Source organism: Bordetella genomosp. 7, assembly GCF_002261415.1.
GTDB lineage: Bacteria > Pseudomonadota > Gammaproteobacteria > Burkholderiales > Burkholderiaceae_B > Bordetella_A.
This window is the reverse complement of record NZ_NEVI01000023.1, coordinates 250,257-275,200: the sequence shown is the minus strand read 5'-3', so window position 1 is coordinate 275,200 and position 24,944 is coordinate 250,257. Positions and strand designations below refer to the sequence as shown.

At 62.9% G+C, this 24,944-nt stretch carries 20 protein-coding genes; 16 read left to right on the top strand and 4 right to left on the bottom strand.

What is annotated here, in order from left to right:
• The first annotated feature begins 99 nt into the window (after nt 1-99).
• The gene (gene rpoB / locus CAL18_RS18220) at nt 100-4,212 is read left to right on the top strand and encodes a DNA-directed RNA polymerase subunit beta (protein ID WP_026639797.1); all 4,113 of its coding nucleotides are present in this window, start codon (nt 100-102) and stop codon (nt 4,210-4,212) included.
• Complete coding sequence (gene rpoC / locus CAL18_RS18215) at nt 4,212-8,450, top strand: DNA-directed RNA polymerase subunit beta' (protein WP_026639796.1); 4,239 nt, start codon at nt 4,212-4,214, stop codon at nt 8,448-8,450. Before rpoB ends, rpoC begins: the two co-directional genes overlap by 1 nt.
• Before the next feature lie 115 nt (nt 8,451-8,565).
• Here rpoC and CAL18_RS18210 read toward each other — a convergent pair whose 3' ends face one another.
• Nucleotides 8,566-8,958 (bottom strand): TssQ family T6SS-associated lipoprotein, encoded by a 393-nt coding sequence (locus CAL18_RS18210; RefSeq protein WP_026639795.1) that lies wholly within the window; start codon nt 8,956-8,958, stop codon nt 8,566-8,568.
• A gap of 256 nt (nt 8,959-9,214) precedes the next feature.
• On the opposite strand from CAL18_RS18210, the gene CAL18_RS18205 reads away from it, so the two are divergent.
• Complete coding sequence (locus CAL18_RS18205; protein WP_094797611.1) at nt 9,215-10,456, top strand: hypothetical protein; 1,242 nt, start codon at nt 9,215-9,217, stop codon at nt 10,454-10,456.
• Nucleotides 10,457-10,478: 22 nt separating this feature from the next.
• On the opposite strand, the gene CAL18_RS18200 is transcribed toward CAL18_RS18205, so the two are convergent.
• The 3 genes from CAL18_RS18200 to CAL18_RS18190 form a co-directional block, all read right to left on the bottom strand.
• Complete coding sequence (locus CAL18_RS18200) at nt 10,479-12,809, bottom strand: CHASE2 domain-containing protein (RefSeq protein WP_094797610.1); 2,331 nt, start codon at nt 12,807-12,809, stop codon at nt 10,479-10,481.
• 16 nt (nt 12,810-12,825) lie between these two features.
• Nucleotides 12,826-13,887 carry a FecR family protein gene (locus tag CAL18_RS18195; RefSeq protein ID WP_249278437.1) on the bottom strand — a complete coding sequence of 354 codons (1,062 nt, stop codon included), beginning with the start codon at nt 13,885-13,887 and terminating at the stop codon, nt 12,826-12,828.
• A 71-nt stretch (nt 13,888-13,958) separates the two neighbouring features.
• The gene (locus CAL18_RS18190; protein WP_170940389.1) at nt 13,959-14,684 is read right to left on the bottom strand and encodes a response regulator transcription factor; all 726 of its coding nucleotides are present in this window, start codon (nt 14,682-14,684) and stop codon (nt 13,959-13,961) included.
• Between the two features lie 252 nt (nt 14,685-14,936).
• Between CAL18_RS18190 and CAL18_RS18185 the strand changes: the two genes are divergently transcribed.
• The 13 genes from CAL18_RS18185 to rpsC all read left to right on the top strand — a co-directional run bounded on the left by CAL18_RS18185 (nt 14,937) and on the right by rpsC (nt 24,942).
• Nucleotides 14,937-15,650 carry a response regulator transcription factor gene (locus tag CAL18_RS18185; RefSeq protein WP_094818465.1) on the top strand — a complete coding sequence of 238 codons (714 nt, stop codon included), beginning with the start codon at nt 14,937-14,939 and terminating at the stop codon, nt 15,648-15,650.
• 284 nt (nt 15,651-15,934) lie between these two features.
• Nucleotides 15,935-16,312, top strand: coding sequence for a 30S ribosomal protein S12 (rpsL, locus tag CAL18_RS18180; RefSeq protein WP_005017264.1), 378 nt, complete (start codon nt 15,935-15,937; stop codon nt 16,310-16,312).
• Between the two features lie 171 nt (nt 16,313-16,483).
• Nucleotides 16,484-16,954 carry a 30S ribosomal protein S7 gene (gene rpsG / locus CAL18_RS18175; protein WP_026639791.1) on the top strand — a complete coding sequence of 157 codons (471 nt, stop codon included), beginning with the start codon at nt 16,484-16,486 and terminating at the stop codon, nt 16,952-16,954.
• A gap of 24 nt (nt 16,955-16,978) precedes the next feature.
• On the top strand, nt 16,979-19,081 hold the full coding sequence (fusA, locus tag CAL18_RS18170) for an elongation factor G (protein ID WP_026639790.1): 2,103 nt from the start codon (nt 16,979-16,981) through the stop codon (nt 19,079-19,081).
• Nucleotides 19,082-19,158: 77 nt separating this feature from the next.
• The gene (tuf, locus tag CAL18_RS18165) at nt 19,159-20,349 is read left to right on the top strand and encodes an elongation factor Tu (protein WP_094797607.1); all 1,191 of its coding nucleotides are present in this window, start codon (nt 19,159-19,161) and stop codon (nt 20,347-20,349) included.
• Between the two features lie 71 nt (nt 20,350-20,420).
• Nucleotides 20,421-20,732, top strand: coding sequence for a 30S ribosomal protein S10 (gene rpsJ / locus CAL18_RS18160; RefSeq protein ID WP_012251770.1), 312 nt, complete (start codon nt 20,421-20,423; stop codon nt 20,730-20,732).
• 354 nt (nt 20,733-21,086) lie between these two features.
• Entirely contained in the window at nt 21,087-21,776 is a 690-nt protein-coding gene (gene rplC / locus CAL18_RS18155; protein WP_026639692.1) for a 50S ribosomal protein L3, read from the top strand.
• 5 nt (nt 21,777-21,781) lie between these two features.
• Entirely contained in the window at nt 21,782-22,399 is a 618-nt protein-coding gene (rplD, locus tag CAL18_RS18150; RefSeq protein WP_026639691.1) for a 50S ribosomal protein L4, read from the top strand.
• Complete coding sequence (rplW, locus tag CAL18_RS18145; protein ID WP_026639690.1) at nt 22,396-22,692, top strand: 50S ribosomal protein L23; 297 nt, start codon at nt 22,396-22,398, stop codon at nt 22,690-22,692. Before rplD ends, rplW begins: the two co-directional genes overlap by 4 nt.
• Nucleotides 22,693-23,520, top strand: a complete 828-nt coding sequence (gene rplB / locus CAL18_RS18140) for a 50S ribosomal protein L2 (RefSeq protein WP_026639689.1) — start codon at nt 22,693-22,695, stop codon at nt 23,518-23,520.
• Between the two features lie 12 nt (nt 23,521-23,532).
• Nucleotides 23,533-23,808: a 30S ribosomal protein S19 gene (rpsS, locus tag CAL18_RS18135; protein WP_026639688.1), complete on the top strand. Its 276-nt coding sequence runs from the start codon at nt 23,533-23,535 to the stop codon at nt 23,806-23,808.
• 3 nt (nt 23,809-23,811) lie between these two features.
• Nucleotides 23,812-24,141: a 50S ribosomal protein L22 gene (gene rplV, locus CAL18_RS18130; RefSeq protein ID WP_026639687.1), complete on the top strand. Its 330-nt coding sequence runs from the start codon at nt 23,812-23,814 to the stop codon at nt 24,139-24,141.
• 9 nt (nt 24,142-24,150) lie between these two features.
• Nucleotides 24,151-24,942, top strand: a complete 792-nt coding sequence (rpsC, locus tag CAL18_RS18125) for a 30S ribosomal protein S3 (protein ID WP_026639686.1) — start codon at nt 24,151-24,153, stop codon at nt 24,940-24,942.
• Nucleotides 24,943-24,944 lie beyond the last annotated feature (2 nt).

Genomic DNA, 24,944 nt, shown 5'->3' with positions numbered 1-24,944 from the left:
AACCCCTGCTGACAGGGTGACCTTTACAGAGGGGTTTTCTGGAGTCGTATCACCTGGGGCCGTGGTTGACGGCCCATGCAACCTCGAGTCGGAGTGCTCATGCCTTACTCGTACACCGAAAAAAAGCGCATCCGCAAAAGCTTCGCCAAGCGTGAAGACGTGCAGAACGTCCCCTTCCTGCTGGCGACACAGCTTCAATCCTACCTAACTTTCCTGCAGGCGGATACTCCCCCGTCCGAACGCGCAAGCGAAGGCCTGCAGGCGGCGTTTTCGTCGATTTTCCCGATTGTCAGCCATAACGGAATGGCGCGCTTGGAGTTCGTCAGCTACGTGCTGGGCGAGCCGGTGTTCGATGTCAAAGAATGCCAACAACGTGGCCTTACCTACGCGTCGCCGCTGCGCGCCAAGGTGCGCCTGGTGCTGCTCGACCGCGAAGTCAGCAAGCCCACCATCAAAGAGGTCAAGGAACAGGAAGTCTACATGGGCGAAATTCCGCTCATGACAGGCACCGGGTCCTTTGTCATCAACGGCACCGAGCGCGTCATCGTCTCGCAGCTGCACCGTTCGCCCGGCGTGTTCTTCGAACACGACCGCGGCAAAACGCACAGCTCGGGCAAGCTGCTGTTCTCGGCCCGCGTGATTCCCTACCGTGGTTCGTGGCTTGATTTCGAATTCGACCCGAAGGACATCCTGTTCTTCCGTGTCGACCGTCGTCGCAAGATGCCCGTGACGATCCTGCTCAAAGCCATCGGCATGACGCCGGAATCCATCCTGGCGCATTTCTTTGATTTCGACAATTTCGAAATCAAGAGCGAAGGCGGCATGATCGAGTTCGTGCCCGAGCGCTGGAAAGGCGAAATGGCCCGCTTCGACATCTCCGATCGCGACGGCAACGTCATCGTCGAGAAAGACAAGCGTATCAACGCCAAGCACCTGCGCGATATGGCCAACGCCAATATCCAGCGCATCTCGGTGCCCGAAGAGTTCCTGTACGGCCGCGTGCTGGCCAAGAACATCGTCGATCCCGACACCGGCGAAGTCGTGGCGCACGCCAACGACGAGATCACCGAAAGCGTGCTCAGCGCCCTGCGCGCGGCCAACGTGCGCAACATCCAGACGTTGTACACCAACGACCTGGATCGTGGCCCGTACATCTCGCAGACCCTGCGCACCGATGAAACGGCCGACCAGATGGCCGCGCGCGTGGCCATCTATCGCATGATGCGCCCCGGCGAGCCGCCTACCGAAGACGCCGTTGAAGCGCTGTTCCAACGCCTGTTCTACAGCGAAGAAACGTACGACCTGTCGCGCGTTGGCCGCATGAAGGTCAACAGCCGCCTGGGTCGCGGTGAAGATATCACCGGCCCCATGACGCTGACCAACGAAGATATCCTTGAAACCATCAAGGTGCTGGTCGAGCTGCGTAACGGCCGTGGCCAGATCGACGATATCGATCACCTGGGCAACCGTCGCGTGCGCTGCGTGGGCGAACTGGCCGAGAACCAGTTCCGCGCCGGCCTCGTGCGTGTCGAACGCGCCGTCAAGGAACGTCTTGGCCAGGCCGAGACCGAAAACCTGATGCCGCACGATCTGATCAACTCCAAGCCGATTTCCGCGGCCATCAAGGAGTTCTTCGGTTCGAGCCAGCTGTCGCAGTTCATGGACCAGACCAACCCCCTTTCGGAAATCACGCACAAGCGTCGTGTTTCTGCTTTGGGCCCGGGTGGTCTGACCCGCGAACGCGCCGGCTTCGAAGTGCGTGACGTGCATCCCACGCACTATGGCCGCGTGTGCCCGATCGAAACGCCGGAAGGCCCGAACATCGGCCTGATCAACTCCATGGCGCTGTACGCTCGCCTGAACGAGTACGGCTTCCTGGAAACGCCTTATCGCCGCATCATCGACGGCAAGGTCAGCGACCAGATCGACTACCTGTCGGCCATCGAAGAAAGCAACTACGTCATCGCGCAGGCCAACGCCGCGCTCGACGATGAAGGCCGTTTTGTCGACGACTTGGTGGCTTGCCGCGAAGCGGGCGAAACCATGCTGACGTCGCCGGCCAACGTGCACTACATGGACGTGGCGCCGTCGCAGATCGTGTCGGTGGCGGCATCGCTGATTCCGTTCCTGGAACACGACGACGCCAACCGTGCACTGATGGGCGCCAACATGCAGCGCCAGGCCGTGCCCTGCCTGCGTCCCGAGAAGCCCCTGGTGGGCACGGGTATCGAGCGCACGGTGGCGGTCGACTCGGGCACCACGGTGCAGGCGCTGCGTGGCGGCGTGGTTGACCACGTCGACGCCGAGCGTGTCGTCATTCGCGTCAACGACGACGAAAACGTCGCCGGCGAAGTCGGTGTCGACATCTACAACCTGATCAAGTACACGCGTTCCAACCAGAACACCAACATCAACCAGCGGCCCATCGTCAAGCGTGGCGACAAGGTCGCCAAGGGCGATGTGCTGGCCGACGGCGCGTCTACCGACCTGGGCGAACTGGCCCTGGGGCAGAACATGCTGATCGCGTTCATGCCCTGGAACGGCTACAACTTCGAAGACTCGATCCTGATCTCCGAAAAAGTCGTGGCCGACGATCGCTATACCTCGATCCACATCGAGGAACTGACCGTCGTGGCTCGCGACACGAAGCTCGGACCCGAGGAAATCACGCGCGACATCAGCAACCTGGCCGAGACCCAGCTCAACCGGCTGGATGACTCGGGCATCGTCTACATCGGCGCCGAAGTGCAGGCCGACGACGTGCTGGTCGGCAAGGTCACGCCCAAGGGCGAAACCCAGCTGACGCCGGAAGAAAAACTGCTGCGCGCGATCTTTGGCGAAAAAGCCTCCGACGTGAAAGACACGTCGTTGCGCGTGCCCTCGGGCATGGTGGGCACCGTCATCGACGTCCAGGTGTTCACCCGCGAAGGCATCGTGCGCGACAAGCGTGCCCAGTCCATCATCGACGATGAACTGCGCCGCTATCGCCAGGACCTCAACGACCAGCTGCGCATCGTCGAAAACGACCAGTTCGATCGTATCGAAAAGCTGCTGATCGGCAAGACCGTCAATGGCGGCCCGCGCAAGCTGGCCAAGGGCGCCACCATTACCAAGGCGTACCTGGCTGACCTGGACCGCTGGCAGTGGTTCGACATCCGCCTGGCCGACGAAGCCCATGCCGTGGTGCTGGAGCAGGCCAAGGAATCGCTCGAACAGAAGCGTCACCAGTTCGACCTGGCCTTCGAGGAAAAGCGCAAGAAGCTGACGCAAGGCGACGAGCTGCCTCCTGGCGTGCTCAAGATGATCAAGGTTTACCTTGCCGTCAAGCGCCGCCTGCAGCCTGGCGACAAGATGGCCGGCCGTCACGGCAACAAGGGTGTCGTGTCGCGCATCACGCCGGTCGAGGACATGCCGCACATGGCCGACGGCACCCCCGCCGACATCGTGCTGAACCCGCTGGGCGTACCGTCGCGGATGAACGTCGGGCAGGTGCTCGAAGTGCACCTGGGCTGGGCCGCAAAGGGCCTGGGCCATCGCATCGCCGACATGATGCGTGACGAGCGCGCGGCGCAGGCCAAGGACATTCGCTCCTATCTCGAGAAGGTGTACAACACCACGGGTACCGGCGCGCATGTCGAAACCCTGAGCGACGACGAAGTCGTCGAGCTGGCGCACAACCTCAAGGGCGGGGTGCCGTTTGCCACGCCGGTGTTCGACGGCGCCACCGAGGAAGAAATCGGCAAGATGCTCGAACTGGCCTATCCCGATGACGTCGCCAAGCGCATGCAGCTGACCGAATCGCGCACTCAGGCCTGGCTGTACGACGGACGTACCGGCGAGAAATTCGAACGTCCCGTCACGGTGGGCTACATGCACTACCTGAAGCTGCACCACTTGGTCGACGACAAGATGCACGCCCGTTCCACCGGCCCGTACTCGCTGGTTACCCAGCAGCCGTTGGGCGGCAAGGCGCAGTTTGGCGGCCAGCGTTTCGGCGAAATGGAAGTGTGGGCGCTGGAAGCCTATGGCGCCGCCTACACCCTGCAGGAAATGCTGACGGTGAAGTCCGACGACATCACCGGCCGTACCAAGGTATACGAAAACATCGTCAAGGGCGACCACGTCATCGATGCCGGCATGCCGGAATCGTTCAACGTGCTGGTCAAGGAAATCCGCTCGCTCGCCCTGGACATGGATTTGGAGCGTAACTGATGAAAGCGCTACTCGACCTCTTCAAGCAAGTCTCGCAAGACGAGCAGTTCGATGCCATCAAGATCGGCATCGCGTCGCCCGAGAAAATCCGTTCGTGGTCTTACGGCGAAGTCCGCAAGCCCGAAACCATCAACTATCGTACGTTCAAGCCCGAGCGTGACGGTTTGTTCTGCTCGAAGATCTTCGGGCCGATCAAAGACTATGAATGCTTGTGCGGCAAGTACAAGCGCCTGAAGCATCGTGGCGTCATCTGCGAGAAGTGCGGCGTGGAAGTCACGGTGGCCAAGGTGCGCCGCGAGCGCATGGGCCATATCGAACTGGCCAGCCCCGTTGCGCACATCTGGTTCCTCAAGAGCCTGCCGTCCCGCCTGGGCATGGTGCTCGACATGACGCTGCGCGACATCGAGCGCGTGCTTTACTTCGAGGCCTGGTGCGTCATCGAGCCCGGCATGACGCCGCTCAAGCGCGGCCAGATCATGTCTGACGACGACTTCCTGGCCAAGACCGAAGAGTATGGCGACGACTTCCGTGCCCTGATGGGCGCCGAAGCCGTGCGCGAATTGCTGCGCACGATCGACATCGACCGCGAAGTCGAAACGCTGCGTGGCGAGCTCAAGGCCACCAGCTCGGAAGCCAAGATCAAGAAGATCTCCAAGCGCCTGAAGGTGCTGGAAGGCTTCCAGAAGTCGGGCATCAAGGCCGAATGGATGGTCATGGAAGTGCTGCCCGTGCTGCCGCCCGACCTGCGTCCGCTGGTGCCGCTGGATGGCGGCCGTTTCGCCACCTCCGACCTGAACGACCTGTACCGGCGCGTCATCAACCGCAACAACCGCCTCAAGCGGTTGCTGGAACTGAAGGCGCCCGAAATCATCCTGCGCAACGAAAAGCGCATGCTGCAGGAAGCGGTGGATTCGCTGCTCGACAACGGTCGCCGCGGCAAGGCCATGACGGGCGCCAACAAGCGCCAGCTGAAGTCGCTGGCCGACATGATCAAGGGCAAGAGCGGCCGCTTCCGGCAGAACCTGCTGGGCAAGCGCGTCGACTACTCCGGCCGTTCCGTCATCGTGGTGGGCCCGCAGCTCAAGCTGCACCAGTGCGGCCTGCCCAAGCTGATGGCGCTGGAACTGTTCAAGCCCTTCATCTTCAACCGCCTTGAAATGATGGGCCTGGCCACCACGATCAAGGCCGCCAAGAAGCTGGTGGAAAGCCAAGAGCCGGTGGTGTGGGACATTCTCGAAGAAGTCATTCGCGAACACCCCGTCATGCTCAACCGCGCGCCCACGCTGCACCGCCTGGGTATCCAGGCGTTCGAGCCGGTGCTGATCGAAGGCAAGGCCATCCAGCTGCACCCGCTGGTTTGCGCGGCGTTCAACGCCGACTTCGACGGCGACCAGATGGCCGTGCACGTGCCGCTTTCGCTCGAAGCCCAGCTGGAAGCGCGTACGCTCATGCTGGCGTCGAACAACGTGCTCTTCCCCGCCAACGGCGAACCCTCGATCGTGCCGTCGCAAGACATCGTGCTGGGGCTGTACTACGCTACGCGCGAGCGCATCAATGGCCAGGGCGAAGGCATCTTCTTTACCGACGTTGCCGAAGTTCAACGTGCATACGACAACGGCCAGGTCGAGCTGCAGTCGCGCATCACCGTGCGCCTGACCGAGTACGACCGCGACGAGAATGGCGAGCAACAGCCCGTGGTGCGTCGCTATGAGACCACCGTTGGGCGCGCGCTGCTGTCCGAGATCCTGCCCAAGGGGCTGCCCTTCAGCGTATTGAACAAGGCGCTGAAGAAGAAAGAAATCTCGCGCCTGATCAACCAGTCGTTCCGCCGTTGCGGCCTGCGCGACACGGTGATTTTCGCCGACAAGCTCATGCAGTCGGGCTTCCGTCTGGCCACGCGCGGCGGTATCTCCATCGCCATGGGCGACATGCTGATTCCGAAGGCCAAGGAAACCATCCTGGCCGAGGCCAGCCGCGAAGTGAAGGAAATCGACAAGCAGTACTCGTCGGGTCTGGTCACGTCGCAAGAGCGCTACAACAACGTGGTCGATATCTGGGGCAAGGCCAGCGACAAGGTCGGCAAGGCGATGATGGAGCAACTGGCGACCGAGCCGGTGGTCAACCGCCATGGCGAAGAAGTGCGCCAGGAATCGTTCAACTCGATCTACATGATGGCCGACTCGGGCGCTCGCGGTTCCGCCGCGCAGATTCGCCAGCTGGCCGGTATGCGCGGCCTGATGGCCAAGCCCGACGGTTCCATTATCGAGACGCCGATTACCGCGAACTTCCGCGAAGGCCTGAACGTACTGCAGTACTTCATCTCGACTCACGGTGCGCGTAAGGGCCTGGCCGATACCGCGCTGAAGACGGCGAACTCGGGCTACCTGACCCGCCGCCTGGTCGACGTGACGCAAGACCTGGTCATCACCGAAGACGATTGCGGCACCAGCCAAGGCTACGCCATGAAGGCGCTGGTCGAAGGCGGTGAGGTCATCGAACCGTTGCGCGATCGCATTCTGGGCCGCGTGACCGCGATCGACGTGGTCAATCCCGACACGCAGGAAACGGCGATCACGGCCGGTGTGCTGCTCGACGAAGACCTGGTCGACCTGATCGACCGGCTTGGCGTCGACGAAGTGAAGGTGCGCACGCCGCTGACTTGCGAAACCCGCCACGGCCTGTGCGCACATTGCTATGGCCGCGACCTGGGCCGTGGCAGCCACGTCAACGTGGGTGAGGCCGTCGGTGTCATCGCCGCTCAGTCGATCGGCGAACCGGGCACGCAGCTGACCATGCGTACGTTCCACATCGGTGGTGCGGCGTCGCGTTCGGCCCTGGCCAGCGCGGTGGAAACCAAGTCCAACGGCAAGGTGGGTTTTGCCAGCACGATGCGGTATGTCACCAACGCCCGAGGCGAACGCGTGGCTATCTCGCGATCGGGCGAACTGGCCATCTTCGACGACAACGGTCGCGAGCGCGAACGCCACAAGATTCCTTACGGCGCTACCGTGCTGGTGGGCGACGGCGAAGCCGTCAAGGCAGGCACGCGTCTGGCGGCCTGGGATCCGCTGACCCGTCCCATCGTGTCCGAGTACGCCGGCGCGGTGCGCTTCGAGAACATCGAAGAAGGCGTCACTGTCGCCAAGCAGCTCGACGAGATCACCGGCCTGTCGACGCTCGTGGTCATTACGCCCAAGACGCGCGGCGGCAAGGCCGTCATGCGTCCGCAGATCAAGCTGGTCAACGACAACGGCGAAGACGTCAAGATCGCCGGCACGGATCACTCGGTGAACATCTCGTTCCCGGTGGGCGCCCTGATCACGGTGCGCGACGGCCAGCAGGTGTCGGTCGGCGAGGTCTTGGCGCGTATTCCCCAGGAATCGCAGAAGACCCGCGACATTACCGGCGGTCTGCCTCGCGTGGCCGAGTTGTTCGAAGCGCGCTCGCCCAAGGACGCCGGCATGCTGGCCGACGTTACCGGCACGGTTTCGTTCGGCAAGGACACCAAGGGCAAGCAGCGCCTGGTCATCACCGACCTGGAAGGCGTCAGCCACGAATTCCTGATTCCCAAGGAAAAGCAGGTGCTCGTGCACGATGGCCAGGTGGTGAACAAGGGCGAAATGATTGTGGACGGCCCCGCCGATCCGCACGACATCCTGCGCCTGCAAGGCATCGAGAAGCTGGCAACCTACATCGTCGACGAAGTCCAGGACGTCTACCGTCTGCAGGGCGTGAAGATCAACGACAAGCACATCGAGGTGATCGTTCGCCAGATGCTGCGCCGTGTGAACATCGTTGATGCGGGCGATACCGACTTCATCCCCGGCGAACAGGTCGAACGTTCCGAGCTCTTGAACGAGAACGACCGCGTCACGGCAAATGGTGGCCGCCCGGCTTCGTACGACAACGTACTGCTCGGCATCACCAAGGCCTCGCTGTCGACCGACTCGTTCATCTCGGCGGCCTCGTTCCAGGAAACCACGCGCGTCCTGACCGAAGCCGCCATCATGGGCAAGCGCGACGATCTGCGCGGGCTGAAGGAAAACGTCATTGTCGGCCGCCTGATTCCCGCGGGCACCGGCTTGGCGTATCACATTGCCCGCAAGGAGAAGGAAGCCATCGAGGCTGCCGAGCGCGAAGCCGCCCGCCAATTGGCCAACCCCTTCGAAGATGCACCGGTAACCGTGGATGTCGAACCGCCGCACTCCGAAGACGGCCAGGACAGCCCGGCCGAGTAAGTTTCGGGCTGACCTCCATCGGTGCCGGCGCAAGTCGGCCGGCACCAAATAAAAGGCCGCTGAATACTCAGCGGCCTTTTTACTTTTGTAGCTGATTGCTTCTGGGCCTGGGGACCTACTTGCCCGCGCGCGCCTGGGCGGCCTGGAATACAGGTCCCCACTGAGGATGGCCCGCTTCATTGGGCGCCAGCGTGAAGCCCGGATCCAGCTGCAGGATCCGGACAAAGGTGTCTTCGCACAATTGTGCAAAGTCACGCACGCAGTAGCTGAAGGCCTGCAGCTTGTAAGCCTCGATGCGCAGCGATTTGGGTGCGGTGGCGATGTCGCCCGATACGGCGACCGTGCGAATGACGCCGCCATACTGTCCCGCAGCGTATTGCTCGCGGACGTGGTTCATGGCGCTTTCGGCAGCGGGCGAGGCGGGGCCCTCTGATGCGCCCATGCCGGCGCAACCGGCGAGCAGGGCTACTACGCAAAGCAAAGCAGGCAAAACAACGCGGTTATTCATATGCAATTGCGGGACGGGTGGTCGGGAACATAGTCACATCCTGTTCCTTGAGTAGCCATTGTGAAATGAACCACCCAGGGATGCTCGGATAATATCCGTTGTACGAGTCAATAACGCGTGTTGCGGCGCGATAATAATGCGTCTTACTGCGAGCTTACGTTATAAAAAGTAACTCCGGTAAACTTCGCTGCTAGCGTCGGAATCGGGCGCCGCCACGGGCGCACAACGAGAAAGCATCAATCCCGCTAATTCGGTTATGTATTCCTCTGCCGGTTTTTCATCGCCGCGCGGGCCCTTCGCTGGCGCCGCGCCTCTGGCCCATCGCCCGCTGAGTGCGATCGCGGCCACGACTGCCGGAGGGGTCCCGCAAAAGCGCATTCAACGCATCATTGCCGAACTCATCCCGGTGCTCGAAGATCTGCACCAGCACGGCCGGTTGTGCGGCGACATCTCGGTGCATTCCGTGGGCATGGACGAAGACGGCAAAGCGCATTTGATGGCGCTTGCCGCAGCGGCGCGCACGCCCGATGCTCCACCCCTTACGCCGGGATATGCGCCGTTCGAACTGTATACCGAGGCATCCGAATGGCCGCGCGGCCCCTGGACCGACATTTACGCCTTGAGCGCTGTGGCGCACTCGCTGGTTACGGGGCGACGCCCGCCTGCTGCGCCGGAGCGGCGCGTCAATGACACATATCGGCCCCTGGCGGCGCAGGAATTGCCCAACTACGACGCCGGGTTCCTGGCGGCGATAGACGCCGGCTTGGCCATGCGGCCTGCCAGCCGGCCGCAGGCGCTGCGCGAGTACGCCGAATTGCTGGCATTGCCTGCGACGCCACGCGCGGCGCAGCCAGTGTCCGAGCCGGCCGAACCTGCCGAGCCGTCTTACCAGACCGACGATGTCTACGCCTCGCGCCGCGGCCTTCAGTTGCGCTCGATATGCAAGGCCGCGCTGCTAGGCCTTGCCACCATTGCCGTTGCCGTCTATTGGTGGACGCGGCTGACCGAAAAGCCGAACAAGGTGATCACTCACTCCGAGCCTGCCGTCGTGCGCTCGGGAGCGTTGTCGCCTTCGCTAGAGGCCCCGTCCCCCGTCGAGCCGCCGCCAGCCAACAGCCTTCCCGCGCCGACTGACTCCCCGGTGTCAGCCGGCCCCTTGGCCGACGGAGTGACGGACACCGCAGCCCCGGGGGTGGCGTCCGCGTCTGCCGAACCGGAGGCGCAGGCCCCGGCCGCCACCGGTGATACGAAGCCGGTCACGGCTGACCAGCCCGCAGCGCCGGCGGCTACGCCCGTTCGAGTCAGCATCAACGTGCGGCCTTGGGGTGAAATCCTGATCAATGGTGTCTCCAGGGGCGTGACTCCCCCCTTGAAGACACTGCGCCTGGCTCCCGGGCGCTACAAGGTGACGATACGCAATTCGGCCCAGCCCGCCTACCGGACGACGCTGGAGGTCAAGCCAGGCAAACCCACCGTGATCACGCACGTGTTTCGCTAGCACCCAGGACCGTTCGGGCCGTTCAATCGTTGTAAATGGCGTCGTCCAACGCTTTGGGCAGCGTCAACGTGAATCGAGCGCCGGCGCCCGTCTCACTGTGCACGGAAACGCGGCCGCCGTGCCGCTGCGCCACGGTTTTCACGAACGCCAGTCCCAGGCCGGCGCCCTGTACATCGGATCGATGGGCCTGTCCCGTACGGAAAAATGGCTGGAACAGGCGCCGCTGTTCGTCCGGCGCAATGCCCGGGCCTGCGTCCTGGACCACCAGATCCCAGGTGTCTTCGTTTCCGGCGGACACGCTCAACTGAACCTGGCCGCCGGGCGGACTGTACTTTATGGCGTTATCCACGAGGTTGCAGATGGCGCGGCGGACCAGCGCGTGGTCGCCGTAAGCAAGCGCGGGGGCTGGTGGCGCCTGTACGTGCACGCCAACCCTGCGCCCCTGGGCGGCGGCCCAGAACTCGTCGGCGACGTCGCGCGCCATGTCGGCAAGATCCAGCGGCGCCCGGGTGATGTCCATGGATTCGGCGCGGGTCAGATGGATGAAGTCATCCACCAACCCCAAGGTGCGATGCGCGAGCTGCGCAATGCGTGAGAGCGTGACACCGGCCGGTTCGTCGCCCTGTCCGGACTGCTTCAGCGCCACCAATGCCAGGATAGAGTTTTGCGGCGCCCGCATATCGTGCGAAATGAAGCGCAGTGTCTCTTCGCGTTGCCGCTCGGCCTGGCGTATGGCGGTAATGTCGCTCAAGGACACCACCAGCCCGGCGTAGTCGCCCCGGGCCGTATGGATGGGCGCGCACCGCAGCAAAAGATCATTGCCGGCGCGGTCGCGGACTTCGATGCGGGAATGCGCTGCGTGAGACGTTTGTGCGTCGTGGCGCGGGGCGTGCAAGGCCTGGCCGACCATCTGCCGCGTGGACGGGTCGTCGAATGCCTGTTGCAGCGCCGGCGCGAGTTCGCCGCCGATACGCGGCGGCCGGATGCTCAGGTTCAAAAAGTACATGACGGCAGGCCGGTTGCGAAACTGCAGGCGGCCCGCCTGGTCGATTACCAGGGTGGCGTCGGGCAGGCCGTCCAGGCCGTCTATCAAGAAGCGGCGCAGGTTGCGCACCCGGCTCAGTGCCTGGTCGAGCTCTGCCACATGCTGGTCAAGCGAGCGGCTCACCCGGATGTCCTGTGTGCCGGCCTCCTGCATGATCGGCGGATACTCGAGCCGCAGGCGCCTGAGCTCGCCGGCCATGTAGCGCAGGGCGGCTTCCTGGCTGCGCCAGCTCCACACCGGGTAGCACACGGCCACCCCCAGCAGGGCGGCCGTCGGCGGGATCCATAGATTAGCCAGGCTCAAGGCAGCCGCTGCCGCGATCAATACCAACGCAAGCAACACCGCCACCGACAGCACGCTCAGCCGTGGTGACAGCCAGGGCAGCGCAAGGCACAGCAGCAGCACCGGGACAGCGCTGGCGGCGGCGCTCAGCCACGGCGGCGCCGTGCGCAATATCCGACCTTCGCGCACGCTCTGCAGCAGCGTGCCCATGATTTCGACGCCCGAGATGCCGCTGGCGCGATGTGACACCGGCGAGGGGAAGATGTCGCCCATGCCCGTGGCCCATGTGCCGACCAATACATACTTGTCGCGGAAATAGTCCGGCGGCAAATCGCCACGCAATACCGACAAATATGACACCATCGAGAAATGGCCGGGGGCGCCGATATACGGAATAAAGGTCGGCTCGCCTGGCAAGTGGCGCAGGAAATCCTGAACCAGCCGATCCTGGCCGCCGGCTTGCAGCATTGCCAGGGCGAAGTGCCGCCACGGCCGGCCTTCTGCGCCATGGTTCCAGGTCGCATGGCGGACCACCCCGTCGGCATCGGGAACGATGTTGATAAAACCCAGGCTCGCAGCGGCGTCCGCAAGCGGCGCGAGCGGGAACTCGACGCGCCTGGCGCTTTCCAGATTGTCCAGCACCACCGGCAATACGACACGGCCGTGCCGCGCGATGGCCTCAGCCAAGGCCCGATCGCTTTCCGGGCGCGCCTCGTCGGCGTCTGCAAAGACGATGTCCAGCCCGACCGCGCGCGCATCGTGCAGGCGATCCAGCAACGCCGCATGTACCGCACGAGGCCACGGCCAGCGCCCCAGCGCGGCCAGGCTTTCATCGTCGATCATGATCAGCACGACGTCCGCAGGCGCGGGCCGGCCAGCCAGCGACAGGGCGCGGTCGTATGCCAACTGGTCGGTGCGTCCGAGCCCGTTGAGCGCCCCGGCCAACGCGGTCAGGGCAACCAGCAGCAAGGTCAGTAGCGGCCGGGAATACTGGCTGCACTTGAGGTGGGGCGCCCGGGACGGCATGGCAGGGTCGCGCGTATCAGTAGTCTGCCAGGGTGACTACGCCGCCATGTTCCAGCGACACTGGGAAACCCCATGCAGTGGTCAGCACATTGGTGGCTTCGAACTGCAGTTTCGCGTCACTGCCTTCGATTCCGGCTGCGTCGATGGCCCGCACCGCCACGAAATAGACACCGCTGCCGGGCGCGGAAAACCGAATGTCGGTGCCGGCAAAGCGTTGCGACGAAGTGAGCTCCAGGCCTTCGGCATCGCGCGATACCTGGACCCGGTACGCTACCGCTCCGGGCACCGGCGACACCGCGGCTGTCCATTGGCCGGAGCCGGCCTTCTGGGGCTCGCCGACCGTCGGCGCCGGCAGCAGCGTATGCACGCCCTTCAAGACGCCATCGGCGCCCACCGCCGCACCGTGGCCCCGGTTGACTGCCACGGCGGCGCCCGGACTGTGGCCGGACGCATGGGAATGCAGGCGCACGCTGCCGTCGATGACTTCGCTGCGCACGCCTTGCGTGTCGGCGCGCACACGAAAGCGAGTGCCGCGCACGCCGGTCACGGCGACCGGGGTACGCACTTCGAAGCGGCCTACCCCCTGTCCCGATGGCGCCACATGCGACTCCACGACGCCGCTTTCCACCCGCAGGATGGAGTCCGTAAGCTCGGATCCGTCGAACTGGCGCAAGCGTTGCAGCTCCGTGGTGCCCTGCTGCGGCAGGGTGACCTTGCTGCCGTCGGCCAGTTGCAACGTGACAAAGCCGTTGGGCGCCGTGGTAATAACCGCGCCTTCGGCGACTGTCATGCCCACGCGCAATGGCGCGCCGTCGACGCTGGCTGCCCCGCTGACGTGCACGACCTGGGACGCCGCCGGCCGCTCGGGGATCATTGAAAATGGAATGCGCAACTCGCGGCCCACCATCAAGCGGTGGGGGTCGGTCACCGAGTTCAGCCGCTGCAGGACGCTCCAGTTTGCTTCATTGCGGGTATAGGCGCCTGCCAGGCCGATCAGGGTGTCTCCCGCGCGGACCCGATAGACGAAGTCGTCTCCCAGCGCGCCCAGGGGCTGGGCCGCGGCGAGGCTGCAGGTCATTGTCAGCCACGCCCATACAAATATACGCGTCGGACGCGAGATCATGTAAAAAGTCTCCGGATAGCGCAGGCTCAGCGGGGGCCTGGCGTGTGTGGTGCGCCTGCACCTTCGCTCAATAGTTCAAGCCGATATCCCAGCGCATATGACGACGCCAGGCGCACCCCGTTTTCCGGCCGCAACTGGAGCTTCTGGCGAATATTGGACAAATGTGTGTCCAATGTCCGGGATGTGGCGGGAATTTCGCGGTTCCAGACACTTTCGGCCAGCACCTCGCGCGAAAGCAGGCGGCCCACGTTTCGAAAGAAAAGCTGCGCCAGCTCGAATTCTTTGGGGGCAAGCAAGACATCCGTGCCATTGAGCGAAATGACACGATTGAGCGGGTCGATGCGGTACGTTCCCACGGAGAACGGCGTGTGATCCGGCTGCGCGGCGCGACTGCGCCGCAGCAGGGCCCCGATGCGGGCCAGCAACTCCGCCGGACGCAACGGCTTGGTGACGTAGTCGTCGGCGCCGGCCTGCAGCCCCTGGACCAGGTCGGCTTCCTGGTCGCGACTGGTCAGGAAGATAATGGGCGTCTGCATTCCCAGGGTGGCGCGCAATTGCCGCAACACTTCGTCGCCGGCCATGTCCGGAACCTGCCAGTCCAGGATGATCAGGTCGAAGGGCTGCTGGCTGCGCGCGGCTGCCAGCAGATCCCGGCTGCGCGGGAAACTCTGGCAGGAATATCCCGCATTGGTAAGAACTTGCTGGATATATCGCGCTTGATCAAGGTCGTCTTCAAGCGAGGCGACGCGCATAGGCTTTGGCGCTGTAGAGAGCATAAGGGCCTTTTCAAGCTGACGGGCTTCGTAACTCGATACCGCAGTGCAATGATAACGCGCCGTTGCTCTTAATAGACTCTTGCAACATTGTGATCGTCAAGCAACGTCAAGTTGACAAAGATTGACTACGTTGTCGCGCAACTTAGCGTCACACTGTCTCAGAAATATCGCATCTGCCCCGACATGCCGCAGCGCAAATAAGGGCCGGCGATCTTTAGGGACAACGGTATGAAGCAACTCAACGTACTCATCATGGCGCCCGACGCAACAATCCGCGAGCAGACCGTGTCGGTTTTCTCTCAGGCAGGCATCGCGGCCGAAGGGTGCGCCACCCCGCTCGAGCTCTTCAGGCAGCTCGAGTCCGAGCACTACGATGCAACGGTTCTCGATATCAACCAGCTTGGGGAAATCGGTTATGCGCTGGTGTCGCGTCTTCGGGCCTCGCCGGCACTGGGCATCGTCGTGACGGGTTGCACGGCGGGCGTCGAAGGCCGGCTGCGCTGCCTGCAAAGCGGTGCCGACATCTGCCTGCAGCACCCGGCCGACAGCCGGGAGCTGACCTGTGTGCTATTGGCGCTGGCGCGCCGCCTGCCGGGGAGTTCGATCGAACCGGCCCCTTTTTCGGACCTTGATACGAAGTTCGCCGGCCGGTGGGAAATGCGCGACCAGAACTGGACGCTGGTATCGCCCACGGGCGTCAGCATTTCGCTGTCTGCCAACGAACGCCTGGTGGTGCAGGCGCTGCTCGAGGTCGCCGGACACGCGGTCGGGCGCGCCGAACTCAATCAAAAACTCGAATCCGATGCCCATGTCGGCCGCACCGGCGGTGCGCGCAGCATCGATGTGATCATCAGCCGCCTGCGGCGCAAGGCCGAACTGGCCGGCGCCACGCTGCCCATCCGCACGGTATACGGCAGCGGCTACCTGTTCGCCAACCCTTGACGCGCCGCCCTGGCCGGGCGGGCGCAGGGTGCTTTGACACGAACTGCGATCTGGGTTAAGCTGAAGGGCTTACTGCATTATTTGCGCATAAAATCGGGCCAGCCTGTGGCAGCCGGCTTTATGTGTTTTGTTTGCAAGACCCGCTCTTTTACGTACGGAACGTTTGAGGCGGTTTTGCGTGAACTGCCTCTCGCTGGCGGTGTCGGCCCAGCCCAGGGCAGCCCAATAGCGACAAGAGTACACAAAGTACTTACCAGTGGTACGTAAAAGGGATTTAAAAGGTCATGCCTACCATTAGCCAGCTCGTGCGCAAGCCGCGCGAAGTCAGCATCATCAAGAGCAAGAGCCCCGCGCTCGAAAACTGCCCGCAGCGTCGCGGCGTGTGCACCCGTGTGTACACCACCACCCCCAAGAAGCCGAACTCCGCTCTCCGTAAGGTTGCGAAGGTGCGCCTCACCAACGGCTACGAAGTCATTTCGTACATCGGCGGCGAAGGCCACAACCTGCAAGAGCACTCGGTTGTGCTGGTGCGCGGCGGTCGTGTAAAGGACCTGCCGGGTGTGCGTTATCACATCGTGCGCGGCTCGCTCGACCTGCAAGGCGTCAAGGATCGCAAGCAGGCTCGCTCCAAATACGGCGCCAAGCGCCCGAAAAAGGCCTGATACGCCTTACCCGTTTTTTGCTGTACCCGGCTGCGCGCAAGCGTCGCCAACACTGTGCAACCGCGCCAACCCCTTGCCGGGACGGTGCGCGGCACGTAAGGGGCCGTCCCGATGGGCGGCCGTGGCCATGTCAAAAGACATGGTTCAACTGAACTGACACAAGGAAGCAATATGCCCCGTCGTCGCGAAGTACCCAAGCGCGAGATTCTGCCCGATCCCAAGTTCGGCAGCGTCGAGCTCGCCAAGTTCATGAACGTCGTCATGCTGGACGGCAAGAAGGCCGTCGCCGAGCGCATCGTCTATGGCGCGCTCGAGCAAGTGCAGGCCAAGACCGGCAAAGAGCCGATCGAAGTCTTCAGCCTGGCGATCAACAACATCAAGCCGATCGTCGAAGTGAAAAGCCGCCGCGTGGGCGGCGCCAACTACCAAGTGCCGGTTGAAGTGCGCCCCGTGCGCCGCCTGGCACTGGCTATGCGTTGGTTGCGCGAAGCCGCGAAGAAGCGCGGCGAAAAGTCGATGGTCCTGCGCTTGGCAGGCGAACTCGTCGATGCCTCCGAAGGTCGTGGCGCCGCGATGAAGAAGCGCGAAGACACGCACAAGATGGCCGAGGCCAACAAGGCCTTCAGCCATTTCCGCTGGTAATTTAAGGTTAAGGACACCCCTACCATGGCCCGCAAAACCCCGATCGAGCGCTATCGCAACATTGGCATCTCTGCGCACATCGATGCAGGGAAAACCACCACGACCGAACGCATCCTGTTCTATACCGGCGTCAACCACAAGCTTGGCGAAGTGCATGATGGCGCAGCCACCATGGACTGGATGGAGCAAGAGCAAGAGCGCGGCATCACGATTACGTCGGCAGCTACGACGGCGTTTTGGCGCGGCATGGCTGGTAACTACCCCGAGCATCGCATCAACATCATCGACACCCCGGGACACGTTGACTTCACCATCGAAGTCGAACGTTCCATGCGCGTGCTCGATGGCGCCTGCATGGTGTATTGCGCGGTGGGTGGCGTTCAGCCCCAGTCCGAAACCGTGTGGCGCCAGGCCAACAAGTATGGCGTGCCCCGCCTGGCCTTCGTCAACAAGATGGACCGCACCGGCGCGAACTTTTTCAAGGTCTACGACCAGCTCAAGACCCGCCTGCGCGCCAATCCCGTGCCCGTCGTGATCCCCATCGGCGCCGAAGATTCCTTCAAGGGCGTCATCGACCTGGTCAAGATGAAAGCCATCATCTGGGACGACGCCAGCCAGGGCACCAAGTTCGAATACCACGACATCCCGGCCGAACTGCAAGACACCGCCAGCGAATGGCGTGAAAAGCTGGTCGAAGCTGCCGCCGAGTCCACCGAGGAACTGATGAACAAGTACCTCGAAACCGGTTCGCTCGAAGAAGCCGAGATCAACGCTGCCATTCGCCAGCGCACCATCGCTGGCGAAATCCAGCCCATGCTGTGTGGCACCGCCTTCAAGAACAAGGGCGTGCAGCGCATGCTCGACGCGGTCATCGACTACCTGCCCTCGCCGATCGACATTCCGCCGGTCGGTGGCCAGGACGACGACGGCAACGAAGTCTCGCGCAAGGCCGACGACAGCGAAAAAATGTCTGCGCTGGCGTTCAAGTTGATGAGCGACCCGTTCGTGGGCCAGCTGACTTTCGTGCGCGTGTATTCGGGCGTGCTGCGTTCGGGCGACACCGTCTTCAACCCCATCAAGGGCAAGAAAGAACGCGTCGGCCGTCTGCTGCAGATGCATGCGAACAACCGCGAAGAAATCAAGGAAGTTCTGGCGGGCGACATCGCCGCCGTGGTGGGCCTGAAAGACGTCACCACCGGCGAAACGCTGTGCGACATCGATTCGCACATCCTGCTCGAGCGCATGGAGTTCCCCGAGCCCGTGATTTCGCAGGCCGTCGAGCCCAAGTCGAAGGCCGACCAGGAAAAGATGGGCCTGGCCCTGTCGCGCCTGGCCCAGGAAGACCCGTCGTTCCGCGTGCGTACCGACGAAGAATCCGGCCAGACCATCATCTCGGGCATGGGCGAACTGCACCTGGAAATCCTGGTTGACCGCATGAAGCGCGAGTTCGGCGTTGAAGCCAACGTCGGCAAGCCTCAAGTGGCCTACCGCGAAACCATCCGCAAGACCTGCGACGAAATCGAAGGGAAGTTCGTCAAGCAGTCGGGCGGCCGCGGCCAGTACGGCCACGTGGTGCTCAAGCTCGAACCTCTGCCCCCGGGCGGCGGCTACGAGTTCGTCGACGCCATCAAGGGCGGCGTGGTGCCTCGCGAGTACATCCCGGCAGTCGACAAGGGCATCCAGGAAACCCTGCCGGCCGGCGTGCTGGCCGGCTACCCGGTGGTGGACGTCAAGGTCACGCTGTTCTTCGGTTCGTACCACGACGTCGACTCCAACGAAAACGCGTTCAAGATGGCCGCTTCCATGGCTTTCAAGGACGGCATGCGCAAGGCCAGCCCCGTGCTGCTCGAGCCCATGATGGCCGTTGAAGTCGAAACCCCCGAAGACTACGCCGGCACCGTGATGGGCGACCTGTCCTCGCGGCGCGGCATGGTGCAGGGTATGGAAGACATGGTCGGCGGCGGCAAGGCGATCAAGGCCGAGGTTCCCCTGGCCGAGATGTTTGGCTACGCCACCAACCTGCGTTCGCTGACGCAGGGTCGTGCTACCTACACGATGGAATTCAAGCATTACGCTGAAGCTCCGAAGAACGTCGCTGACGAAGTCATCGCCGCTCGGGCCAAGTAAATAACCGTCGCCACGCTTCCGTGATCCGGAAGCGTGGCAAATCATCCCAGTTTCCTTGAAAGTCAAAGGACAAGATCATGGCAAAAGGCAAGTTTGAACGTACCAAGCCGCACGTGAACGTGGGTACGATTGGTCACGTTGACCACGGCAAAACGACGTTGACGGCGGCGATCACGACGGTGCTGTCGACGAAGTTCGGCGGGGAAGCCCGCGGCTACGACCAGATCGACGCGGCGCCGGAAGAGAAGGCGCGTGGCATCACGATCAACACGTCGCACGTTGAATACGAGACGGATACGCGTCACTACGCGCACGTTGACTGCCCGGGCCACGCTGACTACGTCAAGAACATGATCACGGGCGCGGCGCAGATGGACGGCGCGATCCTGGTGTGTTCGGCCGCAGACGGCCCGATGCCGCAGACGCGTGAGCACATTCTGCTGAGCCGCCAGGTTGGCGTGCCGTACATCATCGTGTTCCTGAACAAGGCCGACATGGTTGATGACGCCGAGCTGCTCGAGCTGGTGGAAATGGAAGTGCGCGAGCTGCTGTCGAAGTACGATTTTCCTGGCGACGACACGCCGATCATCAAGGGTTCGGCCAAGCTGGCGCTCGAAGGCGACAAGGGCGAGCTGGGCGAGCAGGCGATTCTGAAGCTGGCCGAGGCGCTGGACACGTACATTCCGACGCCGGAGCGCGCGGTTGACGGCACGTTCCTGATGCCTGTGGAAGACGTGTTCTCGATCTCGGGTCGGGGCACGGTGGTCACGGGCCGCGTCGAGCGCGGCGTGGTCAAGGTTGGCGAAGAAATCGAAATCGTGGGCATCAAGCCGACGGTCAAGACGACGTGCACGGGCGTGGAAATGTTCCGCAAGCTGCTGGATCAAGGCCAGGCCGGCGACAACGTGGGTATTCTGCTGCGCGGCACCAAGCGTGAAGACGTCGAGCGTGGCCAGGTGCTGGCCAAGCCGGGTTCGATCACGCCGCACACGGAATTCACCGCCGAGGTGTACATCCTGTCCAAGGAAGAAGGCGGCCGTCACACGCCGTTCTTCAACGGGTATCGTCCGCAGTTCTACTTCCGCACGACGGACGTGACCGGCTCGATCGAACTGCCCAAGGACAAGGAAATGGTGCTGCCGGGCGACAACGTGTCGATGACGGTCAAGCTGCTGGCGCCCATCGCCATGGAAGAAGGTCTGCGCTTCGCCATCCGTGAAGGCGGCCGTACCGTCGGCGCCGGCGTCGTCGCCAAGATCATCGCCTAAGGCGATCCCTCACCAGCGAAGGCGGCGGGTCCTCTTCTACCGCCTTCGTCTTTCGTTCTTTAGGAATCACCATGAAAAACCAGAAGATCCGCATCCGCTTGAAAGCTTTCGACTACAAGCTGATCGATCAGTCGGCGGCAGAAATCGTCGATACCGCCAAGCGTACTGGCGCCGTGGTTCGTGGCCCCGTGCCGCTGCCCACGCGCATCCGTCGCTACGACGTGCTGCGTTCGCCCCACGTGAACAAGTCGTCGCGCGACCAGTTCGAGATTCGCACGCACCAGCGCCTGATGGACATCGTGGATCCCACCGACAAGACCGTGGACGCCCTGATGCGTCTCGATCTGCCGGCCGGCGTCGACGTGGAAATCGCGTTGCAGTAATAAGGTGGGTCGCGACGCGTCCGCACCTGCGTCTCGCGTCGATACCGCACAGTAAATGGCCGTCCCTCGCGGGTACGGCCATTTTGTTTTGCCGGATGCCGCATGCATTGTGCATGCCGGGTTGCGCCAGGCACGCGCGGCCCCACGCCCACATGCCCGGCCAGGCGCGCACGCAAAGAGAGCCTTGCGATCTTGGTTTGAAGCATGGTATGATGCCCAGCTTGCCGTTTTGGCAGCAGAAGCCGTGGCCGGTTATTTGTAGTTGCTTGCCGCTGGTTACCTGAATTTGTAGGCCCGGAGCTGTTTTCCGGTCCGATTAGCCCCGACCAATCGCAGTCGGGAATGGAGAAAACAATGTCGAATACGACGTCCACGCCCGCCGCGCACCGGCTGGGTCTGGTGGGTCGCAAGGTCGGCATGACCCGCATTTTTACCGAAGATGGTGAATCCATTCCGGTAACCGTGCTGGACGTGTCGAACAACCGCGTGACCCAGATCAAGTCCCTGGAAGCCGACGGCTATGCCGCGATCCAGGTGGCTTATGGCACTCGTCGTGCCTCGCGCGTGACCAAGCCGCAAACCGGTCACTATGCCAAGGCCGGCGCCGAAGCCGGCAGCATCCTGAAAGAATTCCGCCTGGATCCGGCCCGTCTGGCCGAATTCACCCCGGGCGCCGTCATTGCCGTGGAATCCGTCTTCGAGGCCGGCCAGCAGGTCGACGTCACCGGCACCACCATCGGTAAGGGCTTCGCCGGCACCATCAAGCGCCACAACTTCGGTTCGCAACGCGCTTCGCACGGTAACTCGCGTTCGCACCGCGTGCCCGGCTCGATCGGCCAGGCGCAAGACCCGGGCCGCATCTTCCCCGGCAAGCGCATGGCTGGCCACTTGGGCGACGTGACCCGTACTGTTCAAAACCTCGACATCGTGCGCGTCGACGCCGAACGTGGCCTGCTGTTGGTCAAGGGCGCAGTCCCGGGCCACGCGGGTGGCGATGTCGTCGTGCGTCCGGCCATCAAGGCGCCGGCCAAGAAGGGGGCGTAAGCAACATGGATCTCAAGCTCCTGAACGACCAAGGTGAGGCCGCTACTTTCAGCGCGCCGGACACCATCTTCGGTCGCGACTTCAACGAAGCGCTGGTTCACCAGATCGTCGTGGCCTACCAGGCCAACGCACGCAGTGGCAACCGCGCCCAGAAAGACCGCGCCGAAGTCAAGCACAGCACCAAGAAGCCCTGGCGCCAAAAGGGTACCGGCCGCGCGCGCGCCGGTATGACCTCGTCGCCGCTGTGGCGTGGGGGTGGTCGCACGTTCCCCAACTCGCCTGAAGAAAACTTCAGCCAGAAGGTCAACAAGAAGATGTATCGCGCGGGCATCCGTTCGATTCTGTCTCAGTTGGCCCGCGAAGACCGCATCGCTGTTGTCGAGACGTTCGACCTCGAATCGCCCAAGACCAAGCTGGCCGTGGCCAAGCTGAAGACCCTGGGTCTGGATTCGGTGCTGATCATCACCGACAACGTTGACGAAAATATCTACCTCGCCACGCGCAACCTGCCGCACGTTGCCGTGGTCGAACCGCGTTACGCCGATCCATTGTCGCTGATCCACTACAAGAAGGTGCTGATCACCAAGCCGGCCATCGCTCAACTCGAGGAGATGCTGGGATGAACGCCGAACGCCTGATGCAAGTCATTCTGGCTCCTGTGGTGACCGAAAAGGCCACCATGGTTGCCGAAAAGAATCAGCAATTCGCTTTCCGTGTCGTGGCCGATGCCACCAAGCCGGAAATCAAGGCTGCCGTCGAACTGCTGTTCAAGGTGCAGGTCGAGTCCGTGCAGGTCCTCAACCGTAAGGGCAAAGTCAAGCGCTTTGGCCGCTTCGTGGGTCGCCGTCGCAACGAGCGCAAGGCCTATGTCGCGCTCAAGGAAGGCCAGGAAATCGACTTTGCGGAGGTGAAGTAAATGGCCCTCGTCAAAGTAAAACCGACCTCGGCTGGCCGCCGCGGCATGGTGAAGGTGGTTAACGCCAGCCTGCACAAAGGCGCGCCCTACGCCGGCCTGCTCGAAAAGAAGACCCGCGGTTCGGGCCGTAACAACAACGGCCATATCACCGTGCGTCATCGTGGCGGTGGCCACAAGCAGCACTACCGCGTTGTCGACTTCCGTCGCAACAAGGATGGCATTCCGGCCAAGGTGGAACGCCTTGAGTACGACCCCAACCGTACGGCGCACATCGCTCTGCTGTGCTACGCCGACGGCGAGCGTCGCTACATCATCGCGCCGCGCGGCCTGGAAGTGGGCGCCACGCTGGTGTCGGGCATCGAAGCCCCCATCCGCGCCGGCAATACCCTGCCGATCCGCAACATCCCGGTGGGTACCACGATCCACTGCATCGAAATGATCCCCGGCAAGGGCGCCCAGATGGCGCGTTCGGCTGGCGCGTCGGCGGTGCTGCTGGCCCGTGAAGGCACCTACGCTCAAGTGCGTCTGCGTTCGGGCGAAGTCCGTCGCGTGCATATCGAGTGCCGTGCCACCATCGGTGAAGTCGGTAACGAAGAACACAGCCTGCGCCAGATCGGCAAGGCCGGTGCAATGCGTTGGCGCGGTGTGCGTCCGACCGTTCGTGGCGTGGCCATGAACCCGGTGGATCACCCGCACGGCGGTGGCGAAGGCCGCACCGGCGAAGCACGCGAACCGGTCAGCCCGTGGGGCACGCCCTCGAAGGGTTACAAGACCCGTCGCAACAAGCGGACGAACAATATGATCGTCCAACGGCGCAAGCGCAAGTAAGAGGCGAACACTATGTCACGTTCGATCAAGAAAGGCCCGTTTGTCGACGCCCATCTCATCAAGAAGGTGGACTCGGCCGTTGCGGGCAAAGACAAGAAGCCGATCAAGACCTGGTCGCGCCGTTCCACGATCCTGCCCGAGTTCATCGGCCTGACGATCGCGGTGCACAACGGCCGCCAGCACGTTCCCGTTTACATCAACGAGAACATGGTCGGTCACAAGCTCGGCGAGTTCGCGCTGACCCGTACGTTCAAGGGCCACGCTGCGGACAAGAAGGCGAAGAGGTAAGCGATGGAAACTACTGCCGTTATCCGTGGGGTACACATTTCGGCGCAGAAGACCCGTCTGGTCGCGGATCTGATCCGTGGCAAGTCGGTCGCTCAGGCGCTGAACATCCTCACCTTTTCCCCCAAGAAGGCCGCCGGCATCCTGAAAAAGGCTGTCGAGTCCGCCATCGCCAATGCCGAACACAACGACGGCGCCGATATCGACGAACTGAAGGTCACCACGATCTACGTCGACAAGGCGCAATCGATGAAGCGTTTCTCGGCTCGCGCCAAGGGCCGTGGTAACCGCATCGAGAAGCAGACCTGCCACATCACGGTCAAGGTCGGAGCCTAAGGAGTCACGATGGGTCAGAAAATTCACCCCACTGGGTTCCGTCTCGCGGTCACCCGTAATTGGTCCTCGCGCTGGTTCGCTGATGACAAAGCTTTCGGCGGCATGCTGGCCGAAGACATCCGCGTTCGCGAGTACCTGAAGAAAAAACTCAAGAGCGCCTCGGTTGGCCGCGTCATCATCGAGCGCCCCGCCAAGAATGCCCGCATCACCGTCTACTCGGCTCGTCCGGGCGTGGTGATCGGCAAGCGCGGCGAAGACATCGAAAGCCTGAAGGTCGACCTGCAGCGCCTGATGGGCGTGCCCGTGCACGTCAACATCGAGGAAATCCGCAAGCCGGAAACCGATGCCCAGCTGGTCGCCGATTCGATCGCCCAACAGCTCGAAAAGCGCATCATGTTCCGCCGCGCCATGAAACGCGCCATGCAGAACGCCATGCGCCTGGGCGCCCAGGGCATCAAGATCATGAGCTCGGGCCGTTTGAACGGTATCGAAATCGCACGTACCGAGTGGTATCGCGAAGGTCGTGTGCCGCTTCACACGCTGAAGGCCAATATCGATTACGGCACCTCGGAAGCCCACACCACCTATGGTGTGATCGGCATCAAGGTCTGGGTCTATAAGGGCGACATGCTGGCCAACGGCGAATTGCCGCCCGAAGCCGCTACCCCGCGTGAAGAAGAACGCCGTCCGCGTCGCGCGCCGCGTGGCGACCGCCCTGATGGCGGCCGTCCCGGTCGTCCGGGTGGCCGTGGCCGTGGTCCCCGCAAGGCGGACGCTGCTCCGGCGCCTGAAGGAGAATAACC

Bases quoted from the DNA above. Each gene is read 5' to 3' on its own strand.
- CAL18_RS18195 (WP_249278437.1), bottom strand. From the start codon at position 13,887: ATGACCTGCAGCCTCGCCGCGGCCCAGCCCCTGGGCGCGCTGGGAGAC.
- rpsL (WP_005017264.1), top strand. From the start codon at position 15,935: ATGCCTACCATTAGCCAGCTCGTGCGCAAGCCGCGCGAAGTCAGCATC.
- tuf (WP_094797607.1), top strand. From the start codon at position 19,159: ATGGCAAAAGGCAAGTTTGAACGTACCAAGCCGCACGTGAACGTGGGT.
- rplD (WP_026639691.1), top strand. From the start codon at position 21,782: ATGGATCTCAAGCTCCTGAACGACCAAGGTGAGGCCGCTACTTTCAGC.
- rpoC (WP_026639796.1), top strand. From the start codon at position 4,212: ATGAAAGCGCTACTCGACCTCTTCAAGCAAGTCTCGCAAGACGAGCAG.
- CAL18_RS18190 (WP_170940389.1), bottom strand. From the start codon at position 14,684: ATGCGCGTCGCCTCGCTTGAAGACGACCTTGATCAAGCGCGATATATC.
- CAL18_RS18205 (WP_094797611.1), top strand. From the start codon at position 9,215: ATGTATTCCTCTGCCGGTTTTTCATCGCCGCGCGGGCCCTTCGCTGGC.
- CAL18_RS18185 (WP_094818465.1), top strand. From the start codon at position 14,937: ATGAAGCAACTCAACGTACTCATCATGGCGCCCGACGCAACAATCCGC.
- rplV (WP_026639687.1), top strand. From the start codon at position 23,812: ATGGAAACTACTGCCGTTATCCGTGGGGTACACATTTCGGCGCAGAAG.
- rplB (WP_026639689.1), top strand. From the start codon at position 22,693: ATGGCCCTCGTCAAAGTAAAACCGACCTCGGCTGGCCGCCGCGGCATG.
- rpsC (WP_026639686.1), top strand. From the start codon at position 24,151: ATGGGTCAGAAAATTCACCCCACTGGGTTCCGTCTCGCGGTCACCCGT.
- rplW (WP_026639690.1), top strand. From the start codon at position 22,396: ATGAACGCCGAACGCCTGATGCAAGTCATTCTGGCTCCTGTGGTGACC.
- rpsG (WP_026639791.1), top strand. From the start codon at position 16,484: ATGCCCCGTCGTCGCGAAGTACCCAAGCGCGAGATTCTGCCCGATCCC.
- CAL18_RS18210 (WP_026639795.1), bottom strand. From the start codon at position 8,958: ATGAATAACCGCGTTGTTTTGCCTGCTTTGCTTTGCGTAGTAGCCCTG.
- fusA (WP_026639790.1), top strand. From the start codon at position 16,979: ATGGCCCGCAAAACCCCGATCGAGCGCTATCGCAACATTGGCATCTCT.
- rpsJ (WP_012251770.1), top strand. From the start codon at position 20,421: ATGAAAAACCAGAAGATCCGCATCCGCTTGAAAGCTTTCGACTACAAG.
- rpoB (WP_026639797.1), top strand. From the start codon at position 100: ATGCCTTACTCGTACACCGAAAAAAAGCGCATCCGCAAAAGCTTCGCC.
- rpsS (WP_026639688.1), top strand. From the start codon at position 23,533: ATGTCACGTTCGATCAAGAAAGGCCCGTTTGTCGACGCCCATCTCATC.
- rplC (WP_026639692.1), top strand. From the start codon at position 21,087: ATGTCGAATACGACGTCCACGCCCGCCGCGCACCGGCTGGGTCTGGTG.
- CAL18_RS18200 (WP_094797610.1), bottom strand. From the start codon at position 12,809: ATGCCGTCCCGGGCGCCCCACCTCAAGTGCAGCCAGTATTCCCGGCCG.